The sequence below is a fragment of the Sphingomonas sp. Leaf4 genome (assembly GCF_920939515.1).
Lineage (GTDB): Bacteria > Pseudomonadota > Alphaproteobacteria > Sphingomonadales > Sphingomonadaceae > Sphingomonas.
Genome location: NZ_CAKLBB010000017.1, coordinates 41,847 through 55,846, shown reverse-complemented (window position 1 = coordinate 55,846; position 14,000 = coordinate 41,847). Strand labels below are relative to the sequence as shown.

Below are 14,000 nucleotides of genomic sequence, written 5' to 3'. Positions count from 1 at the left end.
TTCGCTGCCGGGCTCGAACAGCAACGGGCGGGGTTAACCCCGCCCGTTGTTTCACCTGCGCTCATGCGCGACAACACCGGCAGGTCTCTGGTTGCCGCTGGATGAAAAATTGGGGTCACGTCAGAAGATCTCCGATGGCTACCCCTCAGCTACACCACCCCTCGGAACACGACCACCGCTGTTCAAATCTCCCGAGCCACTTCTCCAGACCACGGAGCTAATCCGCTGGTCCGCCCAGAAGATCCGCCGTGTCGTCATCAGGCTGGCCCAGCGGCGCATCGAGCCTCGTCACATCATCGCATGGTCCTGCTGGCGACGCGCCCATCAAGCCGCCGTTCGACGGGCACATGTCCGATCAAAAAAGCAACTGTAATGCTAGGCTCAGTCGGACGGTGCCGGTCGCGCCTGTAGTCCGACGCCAAAACCGCATATTCGTGCTTCGCGGAGAGCAGGTGGGCACCCCTATCAACGTGCCACCCGGTAATGGGAGGGCATTGCAAAGGGCCGGGGGTACGTCGCTGGCGGTTTGAACAAGCCTTTTCCAGGGTCTCCTGCCAGCAAGCGTCCGCGCCGGGCGCAGCTATCCCATGGCGGCACGCCGTTTGTGGAAGATCAGGTGGTCAATGTTGTAGGCCAGGATGGTAAGGCCGACCTTCACCTCGGCGCGAGCGATGCCGATGGTGCCGATGAACAGCCCCATCTGATCCTTTTGCCGAGCAAAGACGTGCTCGATGCCGGTGCGAACGGCGGGGCGCTTCGCGTTGGCACCGGCGGTGCCCGTATGGTCATGCCGGTCGGTTGTGGATCCCTCCGTGTCGAAATCCGGGCTCGGGGGCTGGACTCGTCTGGCTAAAGCGGGAAATCCCCTGCGTGAACGATATGCCGCACGATGACGGCGGCATGGCGGATGCGCGGGCGCGGGTCGATCTAGGAACGGAAAGGCGGGGAAGCCGATGGATGGCGAACGGGCGGACGCGACGACGCATGCGTTCCATTATCTCGTCGCGGGACTGCCGGTGCGCGCCGACCTGCGTCTGCCCGGCCTGATCGACGCGGCGGTGTCGGGCGATCCCGCGATCACGATCCGACGCGCGCGTCTGGCCCCGCATCTGCCGGACGCGATCGACAGCGGCCCGACGTGGCAGATGGCGGACGGCCGTTTCCTGCTCGAAATACCCGGTGTCGTCCGCATGCTGCTGTGCGATGGTCGGGAGCTTTGCTACGATCCTCTCGACGGAACCTGCGATTCCGATCTGGACGTGTTCGTCGGCGGCACGGGTTTCGGTATCCTGTTGCAACAACGTGGGTGGATTGTGCTGCATGCCAGTGCGGTGCGCGTCGGCGATGCCGCCGTGCTGTTCTGCGGCGCGTCGGGGGCGGGCAAATCGACGCTGGCCGCCGCACTGGGCGCGCGTGGGTTCGATCTCGTCGCCGATGATTTCTGCGGCATCATGATCGGCGCCGACGGGGTGGCGCGCGTCCATCCCGACGGCCGCCAGTTCAAGCTGTGGGACGACGCGATCGAGGGGCTGGCGCTTGCTGACCGGCGCGGTGCGGCGGTACGATCGCGTCTGCGCAAATTCCATGTCGATCCGATCGCGACCAGCGGCGCCGCGTTGCCGATCATGGCGGTCTACATCTTGGCCGAGGATCGCCCGCCCGCGGTTCCCGGCATCGTGCGCGCCAATCTGGTCGATGCCGCGCTGCTATTGCGGGCGCAGGCGTATCGCCCGGCGCTGGTGCGACGGATGCGGCAGCAGCCGTTGTACCTCGCGGCGGCGGCGGCGGTGTCTCGCGGCGGCGGCGTCTTTACCCTGACCCGCGCGCGGCGGTTCGAGGCGATGGACGCGGTGCTCGGCGATCTGGCGGCCCACTGGCGCGAACCGGGGCGAGTGGGCGCGTGACGCCGACGTTCTGGATCGCGTCCTATCCCAAATCGGGCAATACCTGGTTTCGGCTGTTGCTCGCTAATCTGGCGCGCGACACACCGCTGGCGATCAACGACCTGCGGCATGATTCGGGGACGGCCAGTGCCCGCCCGGTGTTCGACGAGGCGATCGGCTTTCCCTCCGCGCTGCTGACCCATGCCGAATGCGACCGGCTGCGCCCGCGCGTCTATCGCGCGCTGGCCGCGCGGGCCAGCGTGCCGCGCTTCGTCAAGACGCATGACGCCTGGACGCGGACCGATGCCGGCGAGCCGCTGATGGGCGGGCCGGACGCGGCGGCGGGTGCGATCCTGATCGTGCGCGATCCGCGCGACGTCGTCGCCTCGCTCGCGCATCACATGGACCGCGACATCGACTGGACGATTGCGTTCATGGCCGATCCGGCATCCGCCTTCTGCGGCCGGACCGATCGTCAGCATCACCAGTTGCGCCAACAGTTGCGTGGCTGGAGCGGGTTCCACGACGGTTGGATGACGCAGGACGTGTTGCCGGTCCATATCGTCCGGTACGAAGCGTTGCACGCCGATGCGGCGGCGACCTTCGCGGCGGCATTGCGTTTCGCGGGGGTGGATGCGTCGAGCGACGCGATCGCGCGTGCCGTGGATTTCGCCGGTTTCGACAAGGTGCAGGCGCAGGAACGCGCGACCGGCTTCGGCGAGGCACCGCCGCAACTCCATCATGGCGGCTTCTTCCGGCGCGGCATCGCCGGCAACTGGCGCGACGAACTGAGCGCGGCACAGGCGGCGCGGGTCGTCGCCGCGCACAGCGCGACGATGGCGCGACTGGGCTATGGAACCGGCGAATGAGGCGCGCGGCGGCACGCGCGGCGACCGCACTGACAATGGGACCGGCGCGTCAGGCGCTGGTGGTCGAGGCGGCGGTGAGCTTGCTGGCGGCGCGGCTGCGGCTGGGGCTGCGGCCGTTCGGGCGGCTTATGGCCGGGCTGGGCCGCTTCGTCCCGCCCGCCCGCGTCGATGCACCGGTGCCAATCGATCCTGTCCGTCGCCATCGCATCGCGCGGGTGCGCTGGGCGATCGCGGTCGCCGCGCCGCTGATGCCGTTCCGCGCGGTCTGCCTGCAACGCTCGCTCGCGGCGCGGGCGATGCTCGGACGGCGCGGGATAGACGCTATCCTTCATTTCGGCGGCACGATGCGGGAGGGCGCCCCCGACGGCGAGCATGCGTGGCTGACCGCCGATGGGATCGGCGTCGCCGGCTATCCGATCGACCCGGCGATGGTCGAGGTCGGGCGGGTCGTGCCGCATGGCTGAGCACTGTCGAGCAATTTCGCCAGCCAATCGTTCACTTCGCAATCGATGACCAGATGGACCCGGTCGGTCGTGCCGTGATTGGCGACGCCGTGGCGGTCCGCCAGGCGCAGATACCATGTCTCGCCCACCCCCATGTCGACGCGCGTGCCGTTCAGGCGGAAATCGACGTCACGGTTGGTCGTCACCGGCACATGGATGCGGGCCATTCCCTGTTCGGCCGACAGGTCGTGGTCGCGGTGCTCACGAATCGTCGACCCGGGTGTCAACCGCATCAGCCGCGCGGTCTGCAACGGACAACAAAACGCGGCCAGCACCGCGCGGAACGCCGGGCAATGCGCCAGCGCGGGGGCATCGACAAAGGCGGTCGCGGTCGGATCGGCATAGATCATCATCACCGGATGGGTCGCCCCGGCGACCATGCGCAGCGGCAGCACCTGCCAGTCGCCGTCGTAATTCTGGGGGACGAGGTGATTGACCCACTGCGATGTCGCAAGCCGCGCGAGATCGGCGGCGAGCGGCCCCGGGGCAAACGTCATCGGCAGGCGTATGCGGTCGGCCGAGGTCGCGGATTGGCGGTGCCCATGAAGCATGATATTCGCTCCCGCGTCAGATGGTTGATCGCCCGATGACAGGGAGACGCTATCGACGGCGAGGCGTGGGGGGAAGCCAGAAGAATGAGAGTCGACGTCGAATCGTCGGAAGCGGCGATGCTGGCACGGTTGCGTGACGCGATCGACACCGATCCGGCACTGGCGGCACGGCTCGCCGCGATCGTGGACGGCCATTCGTTCGCGATCGTCGCGCACGCCGAAGCCGCGGCGTTTGGGATCGATCTGTCGCTTGCCGCGATTGCCGCTGCCATACGTCCCGATCCACTGGGACTGGAACGGTTCGCGTTGCCGCTGCCGACGCACCACGAATGGCCCGCGCCCGCCTGGCTGCCGGTCGCGGTGGCCGACGGTGCGGCGGGGCCAGTAGTTGAATGGCTGCATTTCGCCGGACGCCGGCTGACCGAACCGTTCTTCGAGGAAGCGGTGCGTCGCGCGCGATGCCTGCCACTCAACCGGCTGCGTCCGGTGCGCACGCCGCTTGACCGGTTCGCCGAAACTATGCCCGCCGGTGCGGCATTTGCTCCTTCGGGCTTCGTCTTTCACCTGTCACGCTGCGGATCGACGCTGGTGGCGCAGATGCTGGCGGCGGTGCCGGACCATGTCGTCGCCTCCGAACCGCCGCCGCTCGACGCGATCGTCCAGCGGGCCTCGACCGGAGACGCCGCCGCACGGGGCATCGCGGTCGCTCAGTTGCGCGCGATGGTTGCCGCGCTCCTGCGCGACCGGCATGGCGACCGGCGGATCGGCGTGGTGAAGCTCGACTGCTGGCATATGCTGGCATGGGAGTTGTTTGCCGAGGCGTTTTCCGACGTGCCGTTCTTGTTCCTGTATCGCGATCCCGTGGAGATACTCGTGTCGCATGCCCGGCGTCCGGGGTCGCAGACGGTGCCCGGCCTGATCCCGCATCTGGCCGAGGATTCCGATGCCGCAGCCGATCCCGCGATGTTCGGCGCGCGGCTGCTCGGACGCATCGCCGATGCCGCCACCGATGCGGTGCGCGCGCGGCGCGCGATTGCCGTGCGGTACGACGCGCTTCCCGACGCATTCTTCGATCGCATCCTGCCCCATTTCGGCATCGCCGTTGACGATGCCGGTCGCACGGCGATGCGCGCTGCGGGCGGGCGCGATGCCAAGGCGCCGACCACGCGATTTATCGATGATCGCGCCGCAAAACATGTCGAGGCGACTCCCGAGCTACGCGGCCGGGCGGCTGCATTGGTAACGCCGGCGGTCGCCCGGCTGGACGCGGCGGAGGCGGCACGATGATCGTTCGCAAACAGGGCGACTGGCTGGCGGCACCGGTCGGCGACGAGGTGCTGATGATGAGCGCCGACCATGGCACCTATGTCGGGCTGAATGCGGTCGGCGCGCGGATTTGGGAACTGCTCGACGAGGTCGCCGAGGTCGACGATCTGTGCGTGCGACTGTGCGACGAGTTCGCCGTCACGCCCGAGGTTTGCGCGCGTGAGGTCGCCGCGTTTCTCGAAGCGCTTGCGGCGCAGGGCGCGATCGCGCGCGAATCGCCCGGCGCCCTTCCACGGTGAGCGCGATCGCCGGGATCGTCCGGTTCGACGGCACCGCGATCGATCCCCGCGCCATCGAACGAATGCTGGCAGCGATGGCGCCGCGCGGACCCGACGGCGCGCATGGCATCGTGCTGGATTCGGTGGGCATCGGCCACGCGTTGATGCGGGTGAACGTGGAGGACTGGCACGAGGCTCAACCGATCGCCGATGACGGCCTGTTGCTTGCCGCCGACCTGCGGCTCGACAATCGCGACGCATTGGCCACCGAACTGGGCATCGATGCGGCCGGGATGGCCGACTCGGCGATCCTGTTCGCCGCATATCGCCGCTGGGGCGCGGACTGTGTCGACCGACTGCTCGGCGATTTCGCATTCGCCCTGATCGATCCGGCCGCGCGGACGCTGTTGCTTGCGCGCGACCCCCTCGGCCAGCGCGGCGTTTACTGGCACCGCGGCGACGACTTCCTTGCCTTTGCCAGCGAACCCAAGGGACTATGGGCGGTCGACGGCGTGCCGCGTCGTTTGTCGGAGGCGGCAATGGGCAAGCGGCTGCTGTCGCCGGTCGATCCGGGGCCGGAGACAACCTTGTTCGAGGGAATCGAGTCGCTTCCCGGTGGCGCGACGCTGCAACTGGCGGCGGGCGGGCAGGTCGTGGTCGAACGATATTGGGTGCCGCACGCCGCCGCCGGGCATGTCGGGCACGACGATGCCTATTATGTCGAAACCTATCGCCGGATCATGGCGGAGGCAGTGGAATGCCGCGTTCGCCGGACATTGCGTCCGCCCGCGCTACTGTTCAGTGGCGGGTTCGACAGCGGCAGCATCGCCGCTATTGCAGGACCGATCGTAGCGGCACAGGGGCGGCGGATCGTCGCGGTGTGTTCCGCGCTAGCCGAAGGTGACACCCGTCCGGTGCGCAGCGCCCGTGCCGCCGCAAGCGCGTTTGCCGACCGCGACGGGATCGACCTGCGCTGGTTCGTGCGGCGCGACGAAACGGTGCTGGACAATATCGAGACGCTGTTCGCCGGTGCCGACGATTGCGCGGGCATATCGCACGTCCGTCCGCACCTGTTCGCAATGGCGGCGTCGTCGGGCGCGCGACTGGTGATGGATGGACATGGTGGCGACTATACCGTTAACCCGCGCGATGCGTGGGCGTTGGGCCGGGTGTTGCGCCGTGGAGAATTGCGGCGGTTCGTCCGCGAATTCCGCTTGCGCATGCGGACGACGGGGCAGGGGGTGGTGCGTACCGTCCGCAACGACGTGTTGGGCGCGCTGTTGCCGCTTCGTCTGATCGCGTGGCAGCAGGCGGCACGGCGTCGGTTCCTGCCCGCGTGGCGGCTGCGCGCGATCACGCCCGCGCTGGCGCGCGAACTGATGACGACCGGAGGGGTCGATGCCGGGCGACTGCGCCAGCCGATGCCGGTCCACGCGCGGTGGAAAGCGTTGCGCCGACACCGGCTTCACCGGATCACCTGCGCCGCGCCAGCGATGACCAACCTCGCCGGGCGATATGGCATGGACCTGACGCGGCCATTCCACGATCGCAGGGTGGTGGAATTCGCGCTGGCAATCCCTGCGCGGCTGATCTTTCGCGACGGCCGCGACCGCTATCTGGCGCGTACCGCGCTGGCCGATCTGCTGCCGGCGCGTCTGTTGGCATCGGGACCGGGCAACGATGCGGAGGAACCCGATTTCTTCCGCATGGCGGCAACCGTGGTGCCGGATGCCTTGCGAAGCCTGCGCGCGGATGACCGCGCCGGGCGTCTGGCCCGGATCATCGATTTCGATCGCATCGCAGACGAAGTCGCCAACATCAACGAGGCGCGCATGAGCGATCACCGCGCACTGTATCGAGCGACCTTCGGCATCGCGCTGGCGCGCTTCATTCTATGGTTCGAACGGCATAACGACGGTGCGGCGTCCGCCGGGCAGGATCAGGAGCCGTAGGGTCCGTACACCGGGGTCGATCCGTCCGATCCGAACGCGACCTGTGCGCCGGCACCGCTTGCGTCGGAAGTGATGACTTCGGGCGTCTGCCACGGACGCCGCGCGTCCGGCATGGCGGCCGACGTGGCCGAAATCCGATTGTTGGTGCCGTCCATGTGCCGCATCCTCTTGGCCGCTGATGCGGCTTTAGCTTGGCCCATGCCATGATACGATCGATCGCGCAAGTCTTTGCAAAGAATTGATCTGTATGGATAGCTATATTTCACCGACGACAGTTGTCGCTTGTGTCATCGTGTCGAATCGATCAAGTTATTGCTGTAACGGTGATAGCACCGGGCAACAGGAGCGGGATGGGACATGGCAGAGCCGTTCGTTGGCGAAATCAAACTATTCGGTTTTGGATTCGCCCCGCGTAACTATGTGGCGTGCGACGGGAGACTGTTGCCGATCAACCAGTATCAGGCGCTGTTTTCGCTGTTGGGCACTCAATATGGCGGTAACGGCGTGCAGACGTTCGGAGTGCCCGACCTGCGTGGCAGGACACCGCTGCATTTCGCGCCGGCGACGATCTCCATCGGCCTGCGCGAAGGCGTCGAGGCCGTCCCGCTGACACAGGGGCAGATACCGCCGCACACCCACCAGCTGTCGGGTACCAACCAGACCGCAACCCAGCGGCCGGTGACGGGTGGGGCCTTCGCGAACGACGTATCGTTGCCTGTAGATTTCTTCGCGCCGGCCAGCACGACGCCACCCGCCGCCAAGGTGGTGCTGGCGCCGCAGACGCTGTCGTCGTCCGGGGGGTCGCAGCCGCACAACAACATGCAGCCGTTTCAGGTGCTGAATCTCTGCATCGCGGTGCAGGGCATCTTCCCTTCCCGCAACTGATCTACGACGAAAGGCTACCCTGCGATGAGCGATCCCTTTGTCGGCGAAGTCCGCCTGTTCGGTGGCAATTTCGCACCGGTAAACTGGGCATTCTGCAACGGCGCACTTCTATCGATCAGCGAATATGAAGTGCTGTATACGTTGATTGGCACCACCTATGGCGGGGACGGGGCCACAACCTTCGGCCTGCCCAATCTCGCCGGACGGGTTCCGGTGGGGCAGGGGGCCGGCCCTGCCCTTACCCCGCGAACGATCGGGCAATCGGCGGGAGAGGAGCAGCATACGCTGACCTCGCTCGAACTAGCAACGCATACCCATGGCGTGGTCGCCACCACTGCTGCCGGGTCGTTGACCGGCCCGACCGGAGATGCGATCACCGCGGCGCCGACCGGGGGCACCGCCAAGAATTCGATGTACGTGACGCAGGGGACCAGCACGATGGTGCCCGCCGCGATGTCGGCAACGTCGGTTGGGGTGTCGGGCGGCAACCAGCCGCACGACAACATGATGCCGACGGTCTGCGTCAGCTACATCATCTGCCTGAACGGCATCTATCCCACGCAAAACTAGGTTGGGAGACAGAAATCATGTCCGACCCTTTCATCGGCGAGATCAAGCTCGTCGGCTTCAATTTTCCGCCGCGCAACTATGCCTTTTGCAACGGCCAAGCGATGCAAATCCGTCAATATACCGCGCTGTTCGCGGTTCTGGGCGTGCAGTTCGGCGGTGATGGCCGGACCACGTTCAATTTGCCCAATCTGGCGGGATCGGTCGCGATGGGATCGGGCGCGGGGCCCGGCCTGACCCCGCGCCAGGTCGGTGACGTCGTGGGTTCCACCACCGTGACGCTGACGCCGGCGCAGATACCGAGCCACAGCCATGCGCTGACCGGTGCGTCGCTCAACCCGCAGAATCCGGCACAGAATGTCGCGACGCCCGACGTCACGGCGATGTACGGCATTTCCAATCCCGGCCCCGCCTATCTGCCGACGACGACGCTCAACACCCCGATGTCGCCCGAGGCGATCGGCGTGACCGGTGGCGGCGAGGCGCACAAGAACATGCATCCGTTCCAAGCGGTCAATTTCGTCATCGCGTTGCAGGGCATCTTCCCCGCGCGCAACTGACAGCCATGATTCCCGTCGAACTTCCGCCAGCGCTGGTCGCGCAGGGCATCGCACTACGTCAGGAACGCGACGACGACGTCGCGTTCCTGACCGGACTATATGCGTCGACCCGTGCCGCCGAACTGGCGTCGATGACGCAGTGGAGCGATGCGCAACAAACGGCATTCGTCGCCCAGCAATTCGCGGCGCAACGACATCATTATCGCACCGCGCTGCACGACGTGCATTTCGCCGTGATCGAACAGGCCGGACAGGCCGTCGGCCGATTATATGTCCAGCCACGACGAACCGCGATGCAACTCGTCGACATCACCCTGCATCCTGACCGGCGCGGTGCCGGACTGGGCAGCGCGTTGATCGCGGCAGTGATCGATTCGGCGGCGCGGCAGCGGCTGGACGTGGGATTGTTCGTGGAGCGCTACAGTGCGGCGCTGCCACTTTACCGCCGGTTCGGGTTCACGACGTTGGTCGAGCACGATATTTATCTGGAAATGGAGCGCCCGCACGGCGCGGATTAGTTGAAGACCGCTTCGTAAAGCACGGCATCGCCGTCGCGCCCGATGGGCACGAGAAAGATGTCGGTCGGTCCCAGCGCGGGATGGGCCAGCGTATAGCTGCCTTGGCCGCGCACCGCCGGATCGGTCGTGGCGAACAGCAGGACGAACGGCGGACGCGGCAGGCGCCCGCCCGACCGGTCGCGCATCGCGGTCGCCTCACGCAGCACGAAGGGCGTCACGGCATCATTGTCGACCAGCGCGAACGCTTCGGCCAGATAGGGCGTGAAATCTTCGAGAACGAGCGTCATGGTCGTCGAGGTGAACCAGCTTTCCGTCACAATCAAGCGTCATGTAGCCGCCGGTGCCGATCCCGCGATCAACGGGAATCCGCGTGCCTTCGCGATCATCTGCGCCTGTAGCGTCTGGCCCCGGGAATCAGTGGACATTGCCCGTATCCGGCGGCTGCTGGCGCCGGGCCATGATGTCGGATTGTTGCGCGCGGTCGCACATCGGCATGGTGTAGCCGCGTTGGTGGCCGATGGCCTGCGCGCGGCTGACGTCGCGGTGCCGCCGGGGATCGATCGCATCGCCCGTGCCCGTGCCGGTGCCGCACTGGCACAGTTGCGCGACACGATCGCGCTCGACCGGTTGCTGGCGGACGCGGGCGTCGCCATGTTGACGCTGAAGGGTGTCGCACTGGCGCAGCGGCTGCACGGCGGCGTCGCGCTTCGCGAATCGGCCGACATCGACATCGCCGTCGCTCCGGATCAGGTCGATCGTGCATGGGTGGCGCTGGCGGCTGCGGGCTATGTCCGCGAACGGCCCGCCGCGTGGTTGCCACCCCCGGTTCTCCGCCGCTATCTCCGGGTGACGAAGGACAGCCTGCATCGGCGCGGTGCCGACGGGACGATCGTCGAGCTTCACTGGCGCTTGTCCGACGAATCGGCGGACGCCGCGATCCCGCGCGAGGCGGACTGGCAGCGTCAGGCGATCACGCCGGGGCTGACGTTGCGTACCCTCGGCGACGATGCCCTGTTCGCCTATCTGTGCGTCCATGGTGCGGCGCACTTATGGGCGCGATTGAAATGGCTTGCCGATGTCGCCACGCTGGTTCGCGCCGCACCCGACCATGGCTCGGCATGGTGGGACGCGGCGCGAACCCGGGGCGACGGGCGGGCGGTGGCATCGGCGTTGCTGCTCGCGCATGAATTTCTCGCCATGCCGCTGCCGGCCGGCTTCGTTCCACCCCGGTCGATGCGGTTGCGGTTGCTGGTCGCGCTGGCCCGCCGGGTATTGCGCGCTGGCGGCGGCGCACGCGAACTGGCGACGACGCGCTGGCGCGGTTGGGCGGAATTCGCCGCCAAGCTGCTGGTAGCGCCGAACGGGCGGGTCCGCGCGCGGGTGATCGCCCGGCTTCTGGTATCGGGCGACGACATCGCCGACGTGCCGCTGCCGCCGCTGCTCGTTCCGTTTTATGTCCTGTTACGGGTTCCGCTGCTGCTGCGTCGTCGCCGGGCACGTTACCGGGCGCGGCTCAGCGCGACCCATGGCCGGTCAGCATCGTCTTGATCGTGCGGACGACGATCAGCATGTCGATCCAGAAGTTGAACCGGCTGATGTAGAAGAAGTCGTAGCTCAGTTTGGCCAGCACGTCCTGCACGCTGGTGACATGTCCCTGCGTCACCTGTGCCCAGCCCGACAGGCCCGGGCGGACGATATGGCGATAGCGATAGAAGGGGATTTCCGCTTCGTACCATTCCGCCAGCACGGCTGCTTCGGGACGCGGGCCGATCCAGCTCATCTGTCCAAGCGCGATGTTCAGGACCTGCGGCACCTCGTCGATGCGCAGCCGCCGCAGATGACGGCCGATCCGGGTGATGCGCGGATCATCGGGCAGCGTCATCGCATCGATCCGCATCCCCTCTCCCGCGACCGGTACGCGGTGCGTCATGGTGCGGAACTTCCACACCTGGAACGATTCCCCCCGATACCCCACACGCTGCTGGCGGAAGAAGACCGGGCCGCGCGAATCCAGTCGTACCGCCAGCGCGACCAGCGCGAATACCGGCGCCAGCGGCAGCAGCAGCGCAATGGCCACGAACCGATCAGCGACGCTCTTGATGCCGAGATAGGTCGGATCTGGCAGCAGCGAGCCGAACACGTTTTCTGACAGGCGGTCGACCTGCACCCGTCCGGTCAGCGATTCGCGCAATTGCCGGTAATGGACGACCGTGATGCCGCCCAGCGCGCATTCGGCGAGGAAACGTTCCCACTCGGGCGCATGATCGTGATCGAAATCGGCCGCCACCGTCGCGCAGCCCGCGGGAAGCGCGGGCGCGGCCAATGGTCGCCACGCGATGCTGTCGATCGCGAACAGGCTGTCGGTCGCGCCGTTGGGAACGACGGCGATGGCCATGCGGGGGCCGCGCTGCAACTTGAAATAGACGGTGTAAAACCAGATCAGCGCCAGCACGAAACTGGCAAGCAGCAACGGCCGGCTGTAATCGAGCCGGGCCATGAACAGGATCGCGACGGCGGCCGCGAAGGTCGAGGAGAAAACCGGCAGCACGTAATAGCTGGCGCGGATGCCGGGAAATCCCACCAGCCCGCGAAACAGCCACCGGCCGAATGCGATTGCGATCAGGCTGCTGAACAGCGACACCGCGAACAGCGGCAGGCGCAGCAGCAACGGTTCGATCGCTGCGGCGATCGTGAACGGCGGCACGATCGCAAACAGCACCGCGCCGCCCAACTGGACCGTGCCGCGTTGCCAGAATGAGGTGCGCGGGCGCGTACGCCGTTCGCCGCCGCTACAGGGTCCAGCGTCGGACATACGCGAAGGCAGGCGAGGGGGGGATGATGTTCTTCAAGTCGCCGAACACGCCGCCCGACCGGACCAGCGCCGCGAGGCGTTCGGGCGCCAGCGCGCGATATTCGTCATGCGGCACCGCCAGGAAGACGATGTCGTAGGCCGCGTCGGGCAGCGTATGCAGCAGGTCGATGCCGTATTCCGCGCGGGCCTCGCGCGGGTTCGCGCGCGGGTCGTGGACGTCGACCCGGTGCCCGCGATCGCGCAACCGGGCGATCACATCTGCGACCTTGCTGTTGCGCAGATCGGCCACGTTTTCCTTGAACGTCAGCCCCAGCACCAGCGCGCGAGCCGGTGCCGCGACGGTATCGCACAGCCGATCGGCGACCCAATGCGCCATTGAATCGTTAGTGGTCCGTCCGGCGAGAATGACGGTGGGCGAATGGCCCAGAGCCTCGGCGCAATGGCTGAGGTAATAGGGATCGACGCCGATGCAGTGGCCGCCGACGAGTCCGGGCTGGAACGGCAGGAAATTCCATTTCGTCCCCGCCGCCGCCAGCACGTCCCACACCGACAGGTCGAGCCGCGCCATGATCTGCGCGATTTCGTTGACGAAGGCGATGTTGATGTCGCGCTGAGCGTTCTCGATGACCTTGGCGGCCTCCGCGACACGGATCGAGACGGCGGGATAGGTGCCCGCGCTCGTCACCTTGTCGTACAGCGCGCACAGCCGCGCGGTAATGGCGGGTGTCTCGCCCGCGACGACCTTGGTGATGCGATCGACGCTATGCACCCGGTCGCCCGGATTGATGCGTTCGGGAGAATATCCCAGGAAGAAATCGCGTCCGCGCACCAGTCCCGATACCTGCGCCAGCACCGTGCCGCATTCGTCCTCGGTCACGCCGGGATAGACGGTGCTTTCATATACCACGATCGGCCGCCGCGTGGAATCGAGCATCGCCGCGACGGTGGTGCTGGCGGCACGCAACAGTGACAGGTCGGGCCGGTTGTCGGCATCCACCGGGGTCGGCACCGTCACGATGTAGATGTCGGCACCGTACCCCGCCGCCGGATCGTCGGTGACGATCAGCCGCGACGTGGTCAGTGCATCATGCGCCACCTCGCCGCTATGATCGTATCCGTCCCGCAGCGCCGCCACGCGCCCGGCATCGCGATCGATCCCGATCGTCGGAAAATGTTCCGCAAGCCGTACCGCGAGCGGCAGGCCGACATAGCCCAGGCCGATGACGACGACGCGAGGCTCATCCGCGGTCCCGACACTATCTTCCGGGTCGGTCATGATCGCGCGACGGCATATGAATACATACGTCGCGAAACCGCGAACAGATACCGCACTGCCAAGATGTATCCTCCACCGAT

Annotated in this window: 16 protein-coding genes; 11 read left to right on the top strand and 5 right to left on the bottom strand. The window is 66.8% G+C overall.

All coding sequences use genetic code 11. The annotated features are described in order from the left end of the window. Nucleotides 1–953 precede the first annotated feature (953 nt). From LRA89_RS18930 to LRA89_RS18920, 3 genes are read left to right on the top strand one after another with little or no spacing between them, the layout of a single operon-like run. Nucleotides 954–1,904 carry a hypothetical protein gene (locus LRA89_RS18930; protein WP_230772539.1) on the top strand — a complete coding sequence of 317 codons (951 nt, stop codon included), beginning with the start codon at nucleotides 954–956 and terminating at the stop codon, nucleotides 1,902–1,904. Further along, on the top strand, nucleotides 1,901–2,752 hold the full coding sequence (locus LRA89_RS18925; protein ID WP_230772538.1) for a sulfotransferase domain-containing protein: 852 nt from the start codon (nucleotides 1,901–1,903) through the stop codon (nucleotides 2,750–2,752). The genes LRA89_RS18930 and LRA89_RS18925 overlap by 4 nt, the downstream gene beginning before the upstream one ends. Next, the gene (locus LRA89_RS18920; RefSeq protein WP_230772537.1) at nucleotides 2,749–3,216 is read left to right on the top strand and encodes a lasso peptide biosynthesis B2 protein; all 468 of its coding nucleotides are present in this window, start codon (nucleotides 2,749–2,751) and stop codon (nucleotides 3,214–3,216) included. The genes LRA89_RS18925 and LRA89_RS18920 overlap by 4 nt, the downstream gene beginning before the upstream one ends. Here the strand turns inward: LRA89_RS18920 and LRA89_RS18915 are convergent. Continuing rightward, nucleotides 3,162–3,752: an aspartyl/asparaginyl beta-hydroxylase domain-containing protein gene (locus LRA89_RS18915; protein WP_230772536.1), complete on the bottom strand. Its 591-nt coding sequence runs from the start codon at nucleotides 3,750–3,752 to the stop codon at nucleotides 3,162–3,164. The genes LRA89_RS18920 and LRA89_RS18915 overlap by 55 nt on opposite strands. A 138-nt stretch (nucleotides 3,753–3,890) precedes the next feature. On the opposite strand from LRA89_RS18915, the gene LRA89_RS18910 reads away from it, so the two are divergent. Genes LRA89_RS18910 through LRA89_RS18900 form a run of 3 tightly spaced genes read left to right on the top strand, consistent with a single transcriptional unit; the run spans nucleotide 3,891 to nucleotide 7,302 of the window. Continuing rightward, on the top strand, nucleotides 3,891–5,093 hold the full coding sequence (locus LRA89_RS18910) for a sulfotransferase (RefSeq protein ID WP_230772535.1): 1,203 nt from the start codon (nucleotides 3,891–3,893) through the stop codon (nucleotides 5,091–5,093). Next, nucleotides 5,090–5,371, top strand: coding sequence for a PqqD family protein (locus tag LRA89_RS18905; protein WP_230772533.1), 282 nt, complete (start codon nucleotides 5,090–5,092; stop codon nucleotides 5,369–5,371). Before LRA89_RS18910 ends, LRA89_RS18905 begins: the two co-directional genes overlap by 4 nt. Further along, nucleotides 5,368–7,302, top strand: a complete 1,935-nt coding sequence (locus LRA89_RS18900) for an asparagine synthetase B family protein (protein WP_230772532.1) — start codon at nucleotides 5,368–5,370, stop codon at nucleotides 7,300–7,302. Before LRA89_RS18905 ends, LRA89_RS18900 begins: the two co-directional genes overlap by 4 nt. On the opposite strand, the gene LRA89_RS18895 is transcribed toward LRA89_RS18900, so the two are convergent. Beyond that, nucleotides 7,290–7,457 carry a hypothetical protein gene (locus LRA89_RS18895; RefSeq protein ID WP_230772531.1) on the bottom strand — a complete coding sequence of 56 codons (168 nt, stop codon included), beginning with the start codon at nucleotides 7,455–7,457 and terminating at the stop codon, nucleotides 7,290–7,292. The genes LRA89_RS18900 and LRA89_RS18895 overlap by 13 nt on opposite strands. Nucleotides 7,458–7,659: 202 nt before the next feature. On the opposite strand from LRA89_RS18895, the gene LRA89_RS18890 reads away from it, so the two are divergent. The 4 genes from LRA89_RS18890 to LRA89_RS18875 are packed head-to-tail and all read left to right on the top strand — an operon-like array spanning nucleotide 7,660 to nucleotide 9,832. Further along, nucleotides 7,660–8,187 (top strand): phage tail protein, encoded by a 528-nt coding sequence (locus LRA89_RS18890; protein ID WP_230772530.1) that lies wholly within the window; start codon nucleotides 7,660–7,662, stop codon nucleotides 8,185–8,187. A 24-nt stretch (nucleotides 8,188–8,211) separates the two neighbouring features. Then, nucleotides 8,212–8,757 carry a phage tail protein gene (locus LRA89_RS18885; protein WP_230772529.1) on the top strand — a complete coding sequence of 182 codons (546 nt, stop codon included), beginning with the start codon at nucleotides 8,212–8,214 and terminating at the stop codon, nucleotides 8,755–8,757. A gap of 17 nt (nucleotides 8,758–8,774) precedes the next feature. Further along, complete coding sequence (locus LRA89_RS18880) at nucleotides 8,775–9,314, top strand: phage tail protein (RefSeq protein ID WP_230772528.1); 540 nt, start codon at nucleotides 8,775–8,777, stop codon at nucleotides 9,312–9,314. Between the two features lie 5 nt (nucleotides 9,315–9,319). Then, nucleotides 9,320–9,832, top strand: a complete 513-nt coding sequence (locus tag LRA89_RS18875; protein ID WP_230772527.1) for a GNAT family N-acetyltransferase — start codon at nucleotides 9,320–9,322, stop codon at nucleotides 9,830–9,832. Here the strand turns inward: LRA89_RS18875 and LRA89_RS18870 are convergent. Beyond that, the gene (locus tag LRA89_RS18870) at nucleotides 9,829–10,119 is read right to left on the bottom strand and encodes a DUF6916 family protein (protein ID WP_230772526.1); all 291 of its coding nucleotides are present in this window, start codon (nucleotides 10,117–10,119) and stop codon (nucleotides 9,829–9,831) included. The two genes, LRA89_RS18875 and LRA89_RS18870, sit on opposite strands and share 4 nt — an antisense overlap. On the opposite strand from LRA89_RS18870, the gene LRA89_RS18865 reads away from it, so the two are divergent. Continuing rightward, a complete protein-coding gene (locus tag LRA89_RS18865; RefSeq protein ID WP_230772524.1) occupies nucleotides 10,118–11,380 on the top strand; it encodes a nucleotidyltransferase family protein in 1,263 nt (420 codons plus the stop codon). The two genes, LRA89_RS18870 and LRA89_RS18865, sit on opposite strands and share 2 nt — an antisense overlap. On the opposite strand, the gene LRA89_RS18860 is transcribed toward LRA89_RS18865, so the two are convergent. Both LRA89_RS18860 and LRA89_RS18855 read right to left on the bottom strand, forming a co-directional pair. Next, nucleotides 11,346–12,644 (bottom strand): sugar transferase, encoded by a 1,299-nt coding sequence (locus tag LRA89_RS18860; RefSeq protein ID WP_230772523.1) that lies wholly within the window; start codon nucleotides 12,642–12,644, stop codon nucleotides 11,346–11,348. The two genes, LRA89_RS18865 and LRA89_RS18860, sit on opposite strands and share 35 nt — an antisense overlap. Then, nucleotides 12,622–13,920 carry a nucleotide sugar dehydrogenase gene (locus LRA89_RS18855; protein ID WP_230772522.1) on the bottom strand — a complete coding sequence of 433 codons (1,299 nt, stop codon included), beginning with the start codon at nucleotides 13,918–13,920 and terminating at the stop codon, nucleotides 12,622–12,624. The genes LRA89_RS18860 and LRA89_RS18855 overlap by 23 nt, the downstream gene beginning before the upstream one ends. Nucleotides 13,921–14,000 lie beyond the last annotated feature (80 nt).

What these genes read in the sequence shown, in the direction of transcription:
- LRA89_RS18880 (WP_230772528.1), top strand. Translation starts at nt 8,775, where the DNA reads ATGTCCGACCCTTTCATCGGCGAGATCAAGCTCGTCGGCTTCAATTTT.
- LRA89_RS18905 (WP_230772533.1), top strand. Translation starts at nt 5,090, where the DNA reads ATGATCGTTCGCAAACAGGGCGACTGGCTGGCGGCACCGGTCGGCGAC.
- LRA89_RS18895 (WP_230772531.1), bottom strand. Translation starts at nt 7,457, where the DNA reads ATGGACGGCACCAACAATCGGATTTCGGCCACGTCGGCCGCCATGCCG.
- LRA89_RS18915 (WP_230772536.1), bottom strand. Translation starts at nt 3,752, where the DNA reads ATGACGTTTGCCCCGGGGCCGCTCGCCGCCGATCTCGCGCGGCTTGCG.
- LRA89_RS18910 (WP_230772535.1), top strand. Translation starts at nt 3,891, where the DNA reads ATGAGAGTCGACGTCGAATCGTCGGAAGCGGCGATGCTGGCACGGTTG.
- LRA89_RS18855 (WP_230772522.1), bottom strand. Translation starts at nt 13,920, where the DNA reads ATGACCGACCCGGAAGATAGTGTCGGGACCGCGGATGAGCCTCGCGTC.
- LRA89_RS18865 (WP_230772524.1), top strand. Translation starts at nt 10,118, where the DNA reads ATGGTCGTCGAGGTGAACCAGCTTTCCGTCACAATCAAGCGTCATGTA.
- LRA89_RS18870 (WP_230772526.1), bottom strand. Translation starts at nt 10,119, where the DNA reads ATGACGCTCGTTCTCGAAGATTTCACGCCCTATCTGGCCGAAGCGTTC.
- LRA89_RS18860 (WP_230772523.1), bottom strand. Translation starts at nt 12,644, where the DNA reads ATGTCCGACGCTGGACCCTGTAGCGGCGGCGAACGGCGTACGCGCCCG.
- LRA89_RS18890 (WP_230772530.1), top strand. Translation starts at nt 7,660, where the DNA reads ATGGCAGAGCCGTTCGTTGGCGAAATCAAACTATTCGGTTTTGGATTC.
- LRA89_RS18920 (WP_230772537.1), top strand. Translation starts at nt 2,749, where the DNA reads ATGAGGCGCGCGGCGGCACGCGCGGCGACCGCACTGACAATGGGACCG.
- LRA89_RS18930 (WP_230772539.1), top strand. Translation starts at nt 954, where the DNA reads ATGGATGGCGAACGGGCGGACGCGACGACGCATGCGTTCCATTATCTC.
- LRA89_RS18875 (WP_230772527.1), top strand. Translation starts at nt 9,320, where the DNA reads ATGATTCCCGTCGAACTTCCGCCAGCGCTGGTCGCGCAGGGCATCGCA.
- LRA89_RS18885 (WP_230772529.1), top strand. Translation starts at nt 8,212, where the DNA reads ATGAGCGATCCCTTTGTCGGCGAAGTCCGCCTGTTCGGTGGCAATTTC.